The organism is Paraburkholderia azotifigens (assembly GCF_007995085.1).
Classification (GTDB): Bacteria; Pseudomonadota; Gammaproteobacteria; order Burkholderiales; family Burkholderiaceae; genus Paraburkholderia; species Paraburkholderia azotifigens.
Genome location: NZ_VOQS01000004.1, coordinates 1 through 13,408 on the forward strand (window position 1 = coordinate 1; position 13,408 = coordinate 13,408).

Sequence of the window (13,408 nt, forward strand, 5' to 3'; positions counted from 1 at the left end):
GGCCGCGTTGCGACGCGGCCCGTTTCATTTGATGTTGTCTTCGATGCGTGCGGCGCAGGATCCGTTTGCGCGCGCAGCCATTAGAATGAGCGGTCCATTCCTGCACTGGAACCTTGCGTGCCTTCTCCGCTTTCCACGTCCAACCTTGATGTGCTTGCCGCGCTGCGCAGCGCGACGGGCAGCCGTCATGCGCTGATCGATTCGGCGATGCCGCTGTCAGCGGATGCACCGACCTTGCATGACTATCGCTTGCATCTGCAACTGATTGCCGCGTGGCTCGCGCCGCTGGAGCGATGGCTTGCGCGCTTCGACGACGGCCGCAGCATGCGTTGCCGTTTGTCGCGCGGATGCCGTTGATCGAAAGCGATCTCGCCGATCCTTCGTTGCGCGTGCGGAACGATACGTTCGACACGGTTTGGAGACGACACTACGCCGTCCGATGCCGGCGATGCCGCTATCGATGGGGCGCGTGCTACGTGATCGAAGGATCGCAACTGGGCGGGACCGTGCTTTACCGGCGTTTGCGCGAGATGCTGGCGCCGCATCCGTTGCGCTATCTGAGCGGCGACATGAGCGGCGACATGAGCGGCGACGGCGTGCCGCCCGGGCCTCGCTGGAAAGTCTTCCTCGACGCGATGCGCCGGGACGTCCACGCGCCGCGATATCGCGCGTGCGTGCGACGGCGCAAGGGACGCGTTCGATCGTCTGCTGGCATTGATTCCGGCGACGCGGACGGTCATCAATGCCGACAGCGGCGCGCAGAAAGCACTCGGCGAGTTGCGCAGCTAACGCGGCTCTGCGCTTGCGCGCCATTCAGCGGTGTTCAACGGTGTTCAACTGAGGGACGCGTCGCCCGCCTTGCAGCGGTCCGGCTCCGCCAGGGCCCGGCAGCAGCAGATCGACCTGGCCTAGCAGGGTCTCGCGCGCGACTGGCTTGTGCAGCGTGCATTCGCAATCGAGATCGCCAGGAATGTCGGGCGAGGCGCTCCACAGGATCACGGGCATGCCGTCTAGGCCGGGATCGCTCTTGAGTCTGCGGCACACTTCGGCGCCGTCCATGCCCGGCATCATCAGATCCGTGATGACGAGCGCGGGGTGCACGCGTTGCGCCAGCTCGACGCCCTTGCGAGGCTCGAAGGCAGTGAGCACGTGAAAGCCCTCCAGTTCGAGCAGGAGAGCCCACGCGATCAGGAGGTCCGGCTCGTCGTCGATGAGCAGGATGGTGGGGGCGGCTGTCCGATAAGGCGTTCGAATCCATGTGTACAGGCATTGCTTTTGCTCTCGCAGCCGGCTAGTTGGGTGCAGAGGGGCAGGCGGGTAACTGACGAAAACGTCATCGTGAATTGGTTTTGCGGCACGCATGACCCGTGCCAATCGTATCGAAGGCACGACGCCGACATGTGCGCGCGGTCTTGCTCCGCGCGTCGCGGCATCACGGCCCATGAGCGGCCGCCAGGCGTGGCGGGGTTCGCGGAGATGGCGCGCAATGTGCGTCGCGCAACGGCGCGCATGGCGAGTGGATGCGGAACCGACCGCGTGTCGGAGCGAACCGGCGCGTCGTTGTAAGTTTAGGCGCGCTGCGCTGTCGATTTTTCCAGTCGCATGGCATGAGCGTGACATGAGCCGCGCATGAACACGGGCGCGAGTCGGCTGATGGCCGGATGGTTTCACTTCCTTTCGGGTAGACTGCAAGTCCATGGACAGACTAACCAGCCAACCGCGCCGCGTTGCCCGTCGACACCACGCAAGTGTTCGAACTGTTGCCGGATGCCTGGCTGATCCTCGACGAGCGTTTCGAAGTCGTGCTCGCCAACGCGCGTTATCGCGCGATGCACGGCGTCACACTGGCCGACATTCGAGGCCGTTCCATCTACGACATCAACCAGTTTGGCTCGCAATCGCAACGCGAATTGCGGCGCAGCTGGCTCGATTCGATGCTGCCGGGACTCGCACCCGGCGAAAACCGTCTGTCTCCGTTGATCCGCTATGACACGCCGATGCCGAACGCGAGCGACGGCGAGCTGACGCCACGCTGGCAGCGCACGTCGACGATCGACGGTGGCGGAGGGCGCGCGTCGATGATCGCCATGTGCGTGATGGATGTCAGCGATTCGATTGCCGTGACCGAGCGCGATCAGCGCGAGCGCGCGAAGCTGCGTTCGCAGGCGCGCGCCTGCGTCAGGTGCTGGTCGACGAGGCGAATGCGAGCTGCGCGTGCACCGCGAGCAGTTGCGCCAGGCGCTGGAGTTTGCGCATGTCGGCGCGTGGGAACTGGATCCCGCGACGGGGCGATCGAGGGCACGAGCAGTGCAAGGTGAATCTCGGTGTCGCGCCATCGGATGTTTGACGCAGACGCTGTTGTTCGACGAACTGGTCGACGAAGCCGATCGCGTGCGCGTGAACGAGGCGATGAGTCGGGCGCTTGCACAGCGCGAGCATTTCGAGGTGGAGTTCCGCGTCACCTGGCCGGACCGCTCGGTGCACTGGATTCTGCTGCGCGGCCTTGGCCGTTATCAACCGGCTGATACGCTGAACGCGATCGTCGGTTTTACGCTCGATATCACGTCGCGCAAGGAGGCCGAACTCGAGCAGCGTGCGATTGCCGAGTCTGAGAAGCGCGCGCGGGGCATAGCGACGAAGTGGCGCGCGCGATGGATCATTTCGTCACGGCCGTGAGTCACGAATTGCGTTCGCCGCTTGGTGCGATTTTGTCGTGGACGACGCTATTGCAGCGCGCGGCGATCCTTCACATGTCGTGCGCGCGGCGGGGGTGATCGAGCGCAATGCGCATCAGTTGTCGCATATGGTCGATGATCTGCTCGACAGCGGCGCGATTGCGACGGGCAAGCTCTCGTGAGCCTGGAGCCTGTCGATCTTGGCGCGCTGGCCGGCAACGTGGCGAGGATATCGCATGACGGCGGAAACGAAGGGACTGCGGCTCGTGGTCGGCGAACTGGCGTCCTGTGTGGTGATGGCCGATCAAAGCCGGATGAAGCAGGTCGCGTGGAATCTTTTATCGAATGCGGTGAAGTTTTGCGCGCAGGGCGAGGTTGAGATTAGTGTGACCGTTAAAGGTCAGCAGGTCGAGTTGATGGTGCGGGATACCGGGTGTGGAGCCCGATGGTTTGGCCCGCATCTTTCGGTTTCGGCAGATTAATCCTGAAAGCGGTGGGCGCGTTGCAGGGCTTGGGCTCGGGCTTTGGCTTGTTAAGCATCTCGTTGATTTGCATCACGGGAGTGTGCGGGCTGAAAGCCTGGGAGAGGGCTCGGGTCCTGGTTTATTGTGACGTTGCCGGTTTATCGATTTTTTTGTCTGCGACGCTAGTCGCCATTTTTGTTTTTTTGCTTTTTGTTTTTTTGCTTTTCGCTGGGGGGCGTCCGCGAATTCGTATCGGTGCTTGCCCCTGTGCGGGCGGCACTTTCTTTGCCGCCGCAAAGAAAGTAAGCAAGAAAGCGGCTAACACCGCAGTTCTGTAGTTGCCTGCGGGCCCCCAACGGGTCCCGCACTCCACACGACATCGCACTGTCTGACGCCGCCAGCGTACTAACTCACGCCTCACCTACTTCACACTCCCGTGCCACAGGCCGCATTACCAGGAAGTCCACGGCCGCCCAGGTGGCAAACTGTGTGTAGGCTGTCGCGACGAGATGCCCACTCCGGACTCAAAAGCGGGATCGGTGTCGTAGGAGCGCACGCGTACGGCGCGACAGCCTACACACCGTTTGCCACCTGGGCGCGCAGGCAATTAGCTGCCGCTGGCTTCGCTACGGGTGACTGGAGAGGGTGATGCGCCCGTCAAAGGCGCTGGCAACGAGCACCAAATAGTGCGTTGCGTCTGGAGTGCGGGACCCGTTGGGGGCCCGCAGGCAACACAAGATTGGCGGTGTGAGCGGCTTTCTTTTGCCTACTTTCTTTGCCGCTGCAAAGAAAAGTAGGTGCCGCCCCGCACAGGGGCAACGCGTGAAGCACCGATACGAATTCGCGGACGCCCCCCAGCGAAAAGCAAAAAAACAAAAAGCAAAAAAACAAAAATGGCGACTAGCGTCGCAGACAAAAAAATCACCGATAAACGGCAACGTCACAATAAACCAGGACCCGAGCCCTCTCCCAGGGCTTTCAGCCCGCACACTCCCGTGATGCAAATCAACGAGATGCTTAACAAGCCAAAGCCCGAGCCCAAGCCCTGCAACGCGCCCACCGCTTTCAGGATTAATCTGCCGAAACCGCTCGAAGATGCGGGCCAAACCATCGGGCTCGATCCCACCCCGGTATCCCGCACCATCAACTCGACCTGCTGACCTTTAACGGTCACACTAATCTCAACCTCGCCCTGCGCGCAAAACTTCACCGCATTCGATAAAGATTCCACGCGCCTGCTTCATCCGGCTTTGATCGGCCATCACCACACAGGACGCCAGTTCGCCGACCACGAGCCGCAGTCCCTTCGTTTCCGCCGTCATGCGGATATCCTCGGCCACGTTGCCGCCAGCGCGCCAAGATCGACAGGCTCCAGGCTCACCGAGAGCTTGCCCGTCGCAATCGCGCCGCTGTCGAGCAGATCATCGACCATATGCGACAACTGATGCGCATTGCGCTCGATCACCCCGCCGCGCGCACACGACATGTGAAGGATCGGCCGCGCGCTGCAATAGCGTCGTCCACGACAAAATCGCACCAAGCGGCGAACGCAATTCGTGACTCACGGCCGTGACGAATGATCCACTCGCGCGCGCGCGCTTCTCAGACTCGGCAATCGCACGCTGCTCGAGTTCGGCCTCCTTGCGCGACGTGATATCGAGCGTAAAACCGACGATCGCGTTCAGCGTATCAGCCGGTTGATAACGGCCAAGGCCGCGCAGCAGAATCCAGTGCACCGAGCGGTCCGGCCAGGTGACGCGGAACTCCACCTCGAAATGCTCGCGCTGTGCAAGCGCCCGACTCATCGCCTCGTTCACGCGCACGCGATCGGCTTCGTCGACCAGTTCGTCGAACAACAGCGTCTGCGTCAATAATCCGATGGCGCGACACCGAGATTCACCTTGCACTGCTCGGTGCCCTCGATCGCCCCCGTCGCGGGATCCAGTTCCCACGCGCCGACATGCGCAAACTCCAGCGCCTGGCGCAACTGCTCGCGGTGCACGCGCAGCTCCGCATTCGCCTCGTCGACCAGCACCTGACGCAGGCGCGCCTGCGAACGCAGCTTCGCGCGCTCGCGCTGATCGCGCTCGGTCACGGCAATCGAATCGCTGACATCCATCACGCACATGGCGATCATCGACGCGCGCCTCCGCCACCGTCGATCGTCGACGTGCGCACCTGCCAGTAGCGTGGCGTCAGCTCGCCGTCGCTCGCGTTCGGCATCGGCGTGTCATAGCGGATCAACGGAGACAGACGGTTTTCGCCGGGTGCGAGTCCCGGCAGCATCGAATCGAGCCAGCTGCGCCGCAATTCGCGTTGCGATTGCGAGCCAAACTGGTTGATGTCGTAGATGGAACGGCCTCGAATGTCGGCCAGTGTGACGCCGTGCATCGCGCGATAACGCGCGTTGGCGAGCACGACTTCGAAACGCTCGTCGAGGATCAGCCAGGCATCCGGCAACAGTTCGAACACTTGCGTGGTGTCGACCGGCAACGCGGCGCGGTGGCTGGTTAGTCTGTCCATGGACTTGCAGTCTACCCGAAAGGAAGTGAAACCTCCGGCCATCAGCCGACTCGCGCCCGTGTTCATGCGCGGCTCATGTCACGCTCATGCCATGCGACTGGAAAAATGACAGGCAGCGCGCCAAACTACAACGACGCGCCGTTCGCTCCGACACCGGTCGATTCCGCATCCACTCGCCATGCGCGCCGTTGCGCGACGCACATTGGCGCCATCTCCCGCGAACCCCCGCCACGCCTGGCGGCCGCTCATGGGCCGTGATGCCGCGCGCGCGGAGCAAACCGCGCGCACATGTCGGCGTCGTGCCTTCGATACGATGGCACGGGTCATGCGTGCCGCAAAACCAATTCACGATGACGTTTTCGTCAGTTACCGCCTGCCCCTCTGCACCCAACTAGCCGGCTGCGAGAGCAAAAGCATGCCTGTACACATGGATTCGAACGCCTTATCGGACAGCCGCTCCCACCATCCCTGCCATCGACGACGAGCCGGACCTCCTGATCGCGTGGGCTCTCCTGCTCGAACTGGAGGGCTTTCACGTGCTCACTGCTTCGAGCCTCGCAAGGGGCGTCGAGCTGGCGCAACGCGTGCACCCGCGCTCGTCATCACGGATCTGATGATGCCGGGCATGGACGGCGCCGAATGTGCCGCAGACTCAAGCGATCCGGCCTAGACGGCATGCCCGTGATCTGTGGAGCGCCTCGCCCGCATTCCTGGCGATCTCGATTGCGAATGCACGCTGCACAAGCCAGTCGCGCGCGAGCCCTGCTAGGCCAGGTCGATCTGCTGCTGCGCCGGCCGCCTGGCGGAGCCGGACCGCTGCAAGGCGCGGCGACGCGTCCCTCAGTTGAACACCGTTGAACACCGCTGAATGGCGCGCAAGCGCAGAGCCGCGTTAGCTGCGCAACTCGCCGAGTGCTTTCTGCGGCGCCGCTGTCGGCATTGATGTCGACCGTCTGCGTCGCCGGAATCAATGCAGCAGACGATCGAACGGTCCCTTGCGCCGTCGCACGCACGCGCGATATCGCGCGGCGCGTGGACGTCCGGCGCATCGCGTCGAGGAAGACTTTCCAGCGAGGCCGGGCGGCACGCCGTCGCCGCTCATGTCGCCGCTCATGTCGCCGCTCAGATAGCGCAACGGATGCGGCGCCAGCATCTCGCGCAAACGCCGGTAAAGCACGGTCCCGCCCAGTTGCATCCTTCGATCACGTAGCACGCGCCCCATCGATAGCGGCATCGCCGGCATCGGACGGCGTAGTGTCGTCTCCAACCGTGTCGAACGTATCGTTCCGCCGCGCAACGAAGGATCGGCGAGATCGCTTCGATCAACGGCATCCGCGCGACAAACGGCAACGCATGCTGCGGGCCGTCCGAAGCGCCAAGCCATCGCTCCAGCGGCGCGAGCCACGCGCAATCAGTTGCAGATGCAAGCGATAGTCATGCAAGTCGGTGCATCCGCTGACAGCGGCATCGCCGAATCGATCAGCGCATGACGGCTGCCCGTCGCGCTGCGCAGCGCGGCAAGCACATCAAGGTTGGACGTGGAAAGCGGAGAAGGCACGCAAGGTCCAGTGCAGGATGAATGGACCGCTCATTCTAATGGCTGCGCGCGCAACGGATCGCCTGCGCCGCACGCATCGAAGACAACATCAAATGAAACGGGCCGCGTCGCAACGCGGCCCTGCGGGCTTTGCCCGTCTGGTTTATACGCTCCCTGTGATCGAACCGCCGGGCGGCTCTACTCTGTGCGCCGTCTGATCAGTGATGATGCTTGCGGTTTTCGCGTTCGACGTCCTTGGCGGCTTCCTTCGCGTCGCCGTAGGATTTCTGCATTTCGCCGGCGCCCTGCTGCACGTCGCCCTTCAATTCCTGGCTGCGGTTGCCCGTTGCCTTGCCGACGGCCTCGTTGACCTTGCCCTTCATCTTCTCGGCAGTGCCCTTCACTTGATCCTTGTTCATGGCTGACTCCGTCTGGTTACGCCGACGCACGGTTGCGTCAGTCGATCAGATCCGAGCATTCGCTGTGCCTGGCTCACGCAGTCATCGTGAAGTGAAGCGCGCAGTCAGCCTCGCGGTCAGCCCACCGCCGGCGCGCGCATTTCGAGCACCCGCAGCTGTTCGTCCAGCTTGCGCGCGCGCGTCAGCTGCGAGGGCACGAGCCGCGCCGCCATGACCGCGTTGAGCCGGTTGCGCCAGTATGAAAGCGGAAAACGGTGTTCCGCAGAGATGTTTTTGAACACGCGCTCCAGATGCTGGAGTTCGCTTTCCAGTTGATAGTTGTCCATGGGTGGTCCCCTTTGTGTCTTGTTCCCGTCAGGAGGTCGATGCGTCGGCGCAGGGGGCATTTGAAACGGCCCATCGATACGCTGGCCGTCTTGCAGCACTTGCCATACCTGCAACCATTTCGCATCGCCTGACGGTCGACACGCCGTCCGGGGTTAGCGCTAAACGTAAGGCCGCTCGCGCATCCACTTCGTCATGATCCATTTCTCGCCGCTCGTGACAGGTGCGCCGCCGTGCAGCGTCAGCGGATCGAGCTGCCGTCGCCCGTTCATGTAGCGGAAGTAGATTGCGCCGCCTTGCCGCGCCATCACCGCGAGCCCCGCATCCGGAAAGACGGTTTCCCCCCGCCATCGACGTCGCTCAGATAGACGATCAGCGTCGCCACACGCTGGCCGCCGCGCGACGTATGCAGCAGGCTGCCACCCTGGCCGGGCGGAAAGTAATCGAAGTGCGGACGGTATTCGCCGCCTTTCGTGTAGTGCAGAATCTGCAACCCTTCGCCATGCTCGAGCGGCCAGTTCATCAGGGCGGAGATACGGCGGTCCAGCCGCTCGATGAACGCGTCCTCGCAGCGCTGGAACCAGAAGCCTTCGCTGGTGCGCAGCTGGATCACATCCTCGCGGCCGTTCTCGGGATTGACGGTGGTCGAGCGTTTCAGCCGATGCCGTGCGCGCTCGATCAGCTCGTCGCATTCGTCGCGCGACAGCACGTCGTCGAACACGATCGCCTGCGGGCGTTCGAAGCGCACGCGAACGGCGACGTCGCGGTCGTGCGCGCGTACCGTGTTGCCCGCCGCGACGGGACACGCATCGTAGTGATAGGCACGCGTTTCGTCTTCCGTCGGCTTGTCGATGACGGCCGCCTGCGTGCCCGTCTCCGCGCGGTTTTCCGCGCGTTGCTCCGATGAAGCGCGGCGCACGATCTCGCCCGCCGCGTCGGCCTCGAAACCCGCCTGCACCATCGCCTCGACCATCGACTCGGGCGTGCACCCGCGGCTCACGTTCGTCGTGAGCCATTCCTGCCATGCCGCATCCACTTCGCATCACACCCTCGCTGCTTCGTTGCCGTGCCCGCTTACGCCCGCTTACGTCCCGCTCATGCCGAGCTCATGCCGTTCTTGCGCGCCACGCAGCGAGCCCGCGTTTCGCCTGCTCGCGAATCGCGCCCTGCACGAACGGCGTCCAGCCGAGCAGCGCGCCCTTTGCGCCCAACGCCTGACTAGCCCAGCGCCACAGATCGAAACGGTCGCGGTGCTCGACGATCAAGCCGTCGCGGAACACGAAGCGCGCGTCGATCTGATTGACGACGGACCGGCCCGTCTGGCTGAACACATAACTCGCGACCCAATGCGCGCTGCCGTGTTCGTCGTCGGCCGTGACATGGCTGAACGCGAGCGTGAACTCCTGCGCGCGCGACACCAGCATGCGCCACATGTCGCTCACTTCGTCGCCGTGCAGCTCCGTGAAGACGGGATCGCTAAACGTGACGTCGGGCGCGTAGCACGCCGCCATCGTCTCGACATCGCGCCGCTGGAATGCTTCGTAGAATCGCTCGATCAATGCCGCATTGGGATGAGTCATGTCGTTCTTGTGCGCCCGTTTTTACCTGCAATCGGCTGCCGCCGTAATAAGTCCGATCAACGTCATCAACGTCCGATCATGCCGCGCATCCGGCACGCCGGCGCAACGCGCCGAAGCCGCGCGAAGCAACGTCATGACAGCGCAGGTACAACGCTCGCGCGATCGCGCAATCGTTCGTCTGTCGCCGCATTACCCGGCCTCGGGATCCGAGCGATGGATCGCGATGCCTTCCTCGGGTCCGGCTCCGGCGCGCCACGGCGCACGTTCGATCATCCGTTGCGCGTCGGCATAACCGCGTCCCAGCGCCGGCGGATGCCATCCGTCGAAAGTCGATGTCCTGTGCAGATCGTCGCGACCGAGCTCGGCGCATCGAGTTCGATCACTGCATCGTCGTGCGCGCCCCAGTTCAGCAGCTCCTTGACCGGCCGACTCGCGCTCGTCGTCGGGCAGTGCTTGCCGGTTCGCGGATCACATGCCGCAGCCGGTGAATCTGCCGCTGCCGTTCGAGATGGCTCTCGGCGCGGCTCGAATACTGGATGTCGCGCTGACGGTCATCGCTCGTGATCGAGTAGGCTCGGCGCCATGCGCCGGGCCACAGCTGCACGGTGAGATCACGGAGCTATGCCGCGGCCGGTCGTCGAGACGGCTTCGAGCGGCGTATTCGAATAGATGCCCCCCGTCCAGTATGCTTCGCCGTCGATTCGCACCGATGGAAAGCCCGGCGGAACGCCGCCGACGCCATCACATGCCCGACGTCGAGCGGCTCGTCGCGGTTGGTGAAATAGCGCATCTGCCCGCTGCCCACGCCGACCGTGCCGACCGTGAGCCGCGTTTCCTTGCCGTTCAGATAGTCGAAGTCGATCAGCGCACCAAGCGTCTCGCGCAGCGGCTCGGTGTGATAGAACGCAGCCTGTTCGATGCCGACGGGCGTTTGCAGCGCGAGCCATGCATCGGCGCGCGGCGTGAAGAACGCGGGCAAGCCTTGCGACATGATCGACAGGTTGCGCAGCCATTGCTCGTAGCCGGGAATCCATGGGGCCCATGCGGTGGCAAGCGCGGCGGCAAGACTGGCGGGCAGTCCGAACGCGGCGCAACCGGCGCGCAGGCCGCGAGCCAGTTCGGCGCCTGATAGCCCGTCCATGTCACGCGATCCCAGAACGTGCGCAAGCGCTCCATGCGCTCGGCAGGCCGGTTGCCCGCGATGATCGCGCCGTTGATCGCGCCAATCGACGTGCCGATCACCCAGTCCGGTTCGATCCCGGCGTCGTGCAGCGCTTCGAACACGCCCGCCTGATACGCGCCCAGCGCGCCGCCGCCTTGCAGCACGAGCACGACCTGCGCATCGATGTCGGGATGCGCGGCGGCGCGCGCGTCTTCTGCCTTGCGGGCCGCGTGGACGCGCGCGAAGCCTGCGCGGAATGCGCCGCCGCGTGCACCGCAGTCTTCTTGACCATCGTGCTTCTCATCGTGCTTCTCCGTTGAGAAACGAAGCGTTCGACTGGAAACTTGCGGCGCGTGCCGAGGCGAAACCTCTGGCGAAACCACAGCCGCAAGCAGTCACACGATAGCGCACCTTTATTTCGCGCGCACTTCAAGGCACGCCGTTGCCGGTCAGTGCCGAGTCGCCCGCACGTACTGCCTGCTTACTTCGCGATGCGCAGAATGGCGGACGCGAGTTGCGCGTAGCACGGCTTGATGTCGTTGATCGTGGCCGCGTAGCCATACACGCCGACGGGCTGCTTCGAGTCGTAGCGGCGCTCGGCCATCGGCGACGTTGGCGATGCATTTGAGAATGTCCTGGCCGACCTCGCCGCTGCCCGCGCCCTCTTCGTCAGCAACGACGGGCCGTAGCCGAGTGCGAACACGTAGATCCCTTCGGCGCGCGCCCTGGCCTCGATCACGGCGACATAGCGCTGCGGCTTCGACTGGTTCGGATCGAGTCCCGTTTGCCCCGCGACCGCGTAACGCGCGCCTTCGCGCACCGCTTATTGCATCGTCAGGTTCACCCACAGCGCGGCGCCGAGGTCCATGACCATGCACAGCAGAAAGAACAGCACGGGCGCGATCAGCGCGAATTCGATGGCCGCGACACCCGCCTGCAGGCGGCCGCTGCGCGCGCGGCCGCTGCGCCTGCGTGACGGCACGCGCGAACGAGCACGTGTGGTCGTCATCGTGTCGCTCCTGACGCCGGTTCAGTGCATGCCGCTCATCGTGGGCAGCAGCTGGTGCGCGACCTGCATCGCCGCGGGCCCGATCAGCACGATGATCAGCGTCGGGAAGATGCAGAACATCAGCGGAAACAGCAGCTTCAGCGCGATCTTCGCGGCCTGTTCCTCGGCACGCAGACGGCGCTTGGTGCGCAGCGCGTCGATGAACACGCGCAGCGAATCGCCGACGCTCGTGCCGAAACGGTCCGCCTGGATCAGCATCGACGTGAGGGTGTCGATGTCCTCGACGCCCGTGCGCAGCGCAAGATTGCGCAGTGCCTTCTCGCGCCGAGCCCGCGCGCAGTTCGAGCAGCATGAGTTCGAATTCTTCCTTGAGCGCGTGGCTCTTCACGCCGATCTCCTCGGCGACGCGCTGCATGGCCGCGTCCAGCCCAAGGCCCGCTTCGACGCACACCGTCATCAGATCGAGCGCGTCGGGCAGGTCTTCGAAGATCTTGCGCTGGCGCGCCTCGACGAGACGGGTCAGCACCACGTTCGGCAGATAGAAGCCGATCGCCGCATCAAGAGCGTCGCCACCAGCAGGAATTTCTGCGCGTCCGGGCCTGCCAGCAGCGTGATGCCGACCAGCGCGAGCGCAGGCAGCACGAGCGCGAGCAGCGTCTTGGCGGCGAAGTAGATCGCCGTCGCGCCTTCGCTGCGCAGCCCCGCGTTCGCAAAGCGGCGCCGCAGCGCGGATTTGTCCCAGTCGTCCTTCGGCAGCGACAGCCGCGCGACGTGATGCGACACCTTCGCGACCGTTTCCATCCAGGCGGGGCTTTCTTCTGCGGCGGCGTCCGCTGCGTCCGGGATGCCCTGCACGCCTGCTGCCCCCAATGAAGCCGCCGCAATGCCGTCGATGCGCCGCTTCAGCGGATCGGGGCGCAGCAGCGACATCGCTTTCCACACTGCGCCGAACACGATCACGAACATCGCGGCCAGCACGAGAATCTGTTCGGTTTCCATGATTTCCCCGTTTTTTGCGTTGTGTGTGTTCGCGCGGCTACACGCGGATGCGCACGGTTCTGCGCAGCCACATCACGCCGAACGCCATCGTCGACAGCGCGGCGCCCGCGATCTTCTGGCCCGTCTCGTCTTCCCAGAACACCTTGCAGTAGCCGGGATTCAGCACCGACAGCGCGCCCAGCACGACGAACGGCAGCACGCCGAGTATCCACGCGACAGCCGCCCTTCCGCCGACAGCACGCGCACCTTCGCGAGCAGCTTGAGCCGCTCGCGGATATGCCCGCGATGTTGCCGAGAATTTCCGCAAGATTGCCGCCCGCCTCGCGCTGGATCAGCACGGCGATCACGAAGTAGCGCACGTCGTCGACGGGCACGCGGCTCACGAGGTTCATCAGCGCATCGTTCATCGCCACGCCGTAGTTGATCTCGTCGAACGCAATGCGGAATTCGCCGCCGAGCGGATTGGGCAACTCGTCGGCGACCATGCGAGCGCGGCGGGAAACGAGTGGCCGGCGCGCGCAGCGCGCGGGCGATCAGATCGGCGGCATCGGGCAACTGGCGTTCGAGCTGCACGATGCGTTTCGCGCGCTTGCGCCGCAGATACAGGAGAGGCAGCAGCGCGAAACCGCACGCCACGGCCAGCGCGACGGCGAACGGCAGATGCATGCCGCCCATGCCGAACAGCAGCCCGCCGCACGCGGACGCCAGCGAATAGC

19 protein-coding genes and 5 pseudogenes are annotated in these 13,408 nt (G+C 64.3%); 6 read left to right on the forward strand and 18 right to left on the reverse strand.

Annotation, left to right across the window (positions count from 1 at the left end; genetic code table 11):
• Positions 1-117: 117 nt before the first annotated feature.
• Positions 118-357, forward strand: coding sequence for a heme oxygenase-like domain-containing protein (locus tag FRZ40_RS46030; protein WP_338048182.1), 240 nt, complete (start codon positions 118-120; stop codon positions 355-357).
• 456 nt (positions 358-813) lie between these two features.
• On the opposite strand, the gene FRZ40_RS31715 is transcribed toward FRZ40_RS46030, so the two are convergent.
• A complete protein-coding gene (locus FRZ40_RS31715) occupies positions 814-1,362 on the reverse strand; it encodes a response regulator (RefSeq protein ID WP_240057382.1) in 549 nt (182 codons plus the stop codon).
• 365 nt (positions 1,363-1,727) lie between these two features.
• Between FRZ40_RS31715 and FRZ40_RS45260 the strand changes: the two genes are divergently transcribed.
• The 4 genes and pseudogenes from FRZ40_RS45260 (at position 1,728) to FRZ40_RS46035 (ending at position 3,287) form a co-directional block, all read left to right on the forward strand.
• Complete coding sequence (locus FRZ40_RS45260; protein ID WP_240057383.1) at positions 1,728-2,318, forward strand: PAS domain-containing protein; 591 nt, start codon at positions 1,728-1,730, stop codon at positions 2,316-2,318.
• 40 nt (positions 2,319-2,358) lie between these two features.
• Positions 2,359-2,676 (forward strand): PAS domain-containing protein, encoded by a 318-nt coding sequence (locus FRZ40_RS45265; RefSeq protein ID WP_240057384.1) that lies wholly within the window; start codon positions 2,359-2,361, stop codon positions 2,674-2,676.
• Positions 2,677-2,713: 37 nt separating this feature from the next.
• A complete protein-coding gene (locus FRZ40_RS45275) occupies positions 2,714-2,857 on the forward strand; it encodes a hypothetical protein (protein WP_240057385.1) in 144 nt (47 codons plus the stop codon).
• Positions 2,858-2,989: 132 nt separating this feature from the next.
• Positions 2,990-3,287 (forward strand): annotated as a pseudogene (locus FRZ40_RS46035) (sensor histidine kinase).
• 478 nt (positions 3,288-3,765) lie between these two features.
• Here FRZ40_RS46035 and FRZ40_RS45290 read toward each other — a convergent pair.
• The 13 genes and pseudogenes from FRZ40_RS45290 to FRZ40_RS46050 all read right to left on the reverse strand — a co-directional run.
• Positions 3,766-4,370: pseudogene (locus FRZ40_RS45290) on the reverse strand (sensor histidine kinase).
• 190 nt (positions 4,371-4,560) lie between these two features.
• Positions 4,561-4,995 carry a PAS domain-containing protein gene (locus FRZ40_RS45300; RefSeq protein WP_240057390.1) on the reverse strand — a complete coding sequence of 145 codons (435 nt, stop codon included), beginning with the start codon at positions 4,993-4,995 and terminating at the stop codon, positions 4,561-4,563.
• A gap of 11 nt (positions 4,996-5,006) precedes the next feature.
• Entirely contained in the window at positions 5,007-5,276 is a 270-nt protein-coding gene (locus FRZ40_RS45305; RefSeq protein WP_240057391.1) for a hypothetical protein, read from the reverse strand.
• Positions 5,273-5,662: a PAS domain-containing protein gene (locus FRZ40_RS45310; RefSeq protein WP_240057392.1), complete on the reverse strand. Its 390-nt coding sequence runs from the start codon at positions 5,660-5,662 to the stop codon at positions 5,273-5,275. Before FRZ40_RS45310 ends, FRZ40_RS45305 begins: the two co-directional genes overlap by 4 nt.
• Before the next feature lie 967 nt (positions 5,663-6,629).
• Positions 6,630-6,857, reverse strand: coding sequence for a hypothetical protein (locus FRZ40_RS45315; RefSeq protein WP_240057393.1), 228 nt, complete (start codon positions 6,855-6,857; stop codon positions 6,630-6,632).
• Between the two features lie 560 nt (positions 6,858-7,417).
• Complete coding sequence (locus FRZ40_RS31740) at positions 7,418-7,618, reverse strand: CsbD family protein (protein ID WP_028366437.1); 201 nt, start codon at positions 7,616-7,618, stop codon at positions 7,418-7,420.
• Between the two features lie 116 nt (positions 7,619-7,734).
• Positions 7,735-7,944 carry a hypothetical protein gene (locus FRZ40_RS31745; RefSeq protein WP_147236353.1) on the reverse strand — a complete coding sequence of 70 codons (210 nt, stop codon included), beginning with the start codon at positions 7,942-7,944 and terminating at the stop codon, positions 7,735-7,737.
• Positions 7,945-8,103: 159 nt separating this feature from the next.
• The gene (locus FRZ40_RS46250; RefSeq protein ID WP_420873905.1) at positions 8,104-8,250 is read right to left on the reverse strand and encodes a hypothetical protein; all 147 of its coding nucleotides are present in this window, start codon (positions 8,248-8,250) and stop codon (positions 8,104-8,106) included.
• Complete coding sequence (locus tag FRZ40_RS31750; protein ID WP_420873906.1) at positions 8,250-8,978, reverse strand: 2OG-Fe(II) oxygenase; 729 nt, start codon at positions 8,976-8,978, stop codon at positions 8,250-8,252. Before FRZ40_RS31750 ends, FRZ40_RS46250 begins: the two co-directional genes overlap by 1 nt.
• 70 nt (positions 8,979-9,048) lie before the next feature.
• On the reverse strand, positions 9,049-9,522 hold the full coding sequence (locus tag FRZ40_RS31755) for a nuclear transport factor 2 family protein (RefSeq protein ID WP_147236352.1): 474 nt from the start codon (positions 9,520-9,522) through the stop codon (positions 9,049-9,051).
• 406 nt (positions 9,523-9,928) lie between these two features.
• On the reverse strand, positions 9,929-10,126 hold the full coding sequence (locus FRZ40_RS46255; RefSeq protein WP_420873907.1) for a DUF3734 domain-containing protein: 198 nt from the start codon (positions 10,124-10,126) through the stop codon (positions 9,929-9,931).
• Positions 10,127-10,141: 15 nt separating this feature from the next.
• Positions 10,142-10,663, reverse strand: a complete 522-nt coding sequence (locus FRZ40_RS46045; protein ID WP_338048183.1) for a patatin-like phospholipase family protein — start codon at positions 10,661-10,663, stop codon at positions 10,142-10,144.
• 47 nt (positions 10,664-10,710) lie between these two features.
• Positions 10,711-10,854 (reverse strand): annotated as a pseudogene (locus tag FRZ40_RS46050) (patatin-like phospholipase family protein); the annotation flags it as partial.
• Here FRZ40_RS46050 and FRZ40_RS45325 point away from each other — a divergent pair.
• A complete protein-coding gene (locus FRZ40_RS45325; protein ID WP_240057396.1) occupies positions 10,789-11,004 on the forward strand; it encodes a hypothetical protein in 216 nt (71 codons plus the stop codon). The pseudogene FRZ40_RS46050 and the gene FRZ40_RS45325 sit on opposite strands and share 66 nt — an antisense overlap.
• 161 nt (positions 11,005-11,165) lie before the next feature.
• Here FRZ40_RS45325 and FRZ40_RS45330 read toward each other — a convergent pair whose 3' ends face one another.
• The 4 genes and pseudogenes from FRZ40_RS45330 to FRZ40_RS31775 all read right to left on the reverse strand — a co-directional run.
• Complete coding sequence (locus FRZ40_RS45330; RefSeq protein WP_240057394.1) at positions 11,166-11,504, reverse strand: hypothetical protein; 339 nt, start codon at positions 11,502-11,504, stop codon at positions 11,166-11,168.
• 3 nt (positions 11,505-11,507) lie between these two features.
• Positions 11,508-11,693, reverse strand: coding sequence for a TadE/TadG family type IV pilus assembly protein (locus FRZ40_RS45335; protein ID WP_167528722.1), 186 nt, complete (start codon positions 11,691-11,693; stop codon positions 11,508-11,510).
• Between the two features lie 21 nt (positions 11,694-11,714).
• A pseudogene (locus FRZ40_RS31770) lies at positions 11,715-12,692 on the reverse strand (type II secretion system F family protein).
• A 37-nt stretch (positions 12,693-12,729) separates the two neighbouring features.
• Positions 12,730-13,408, reverse strand: a pseudogene (locus FRZ40_RS31775) (type II secretion system F family protein); the annotation flags it as partial.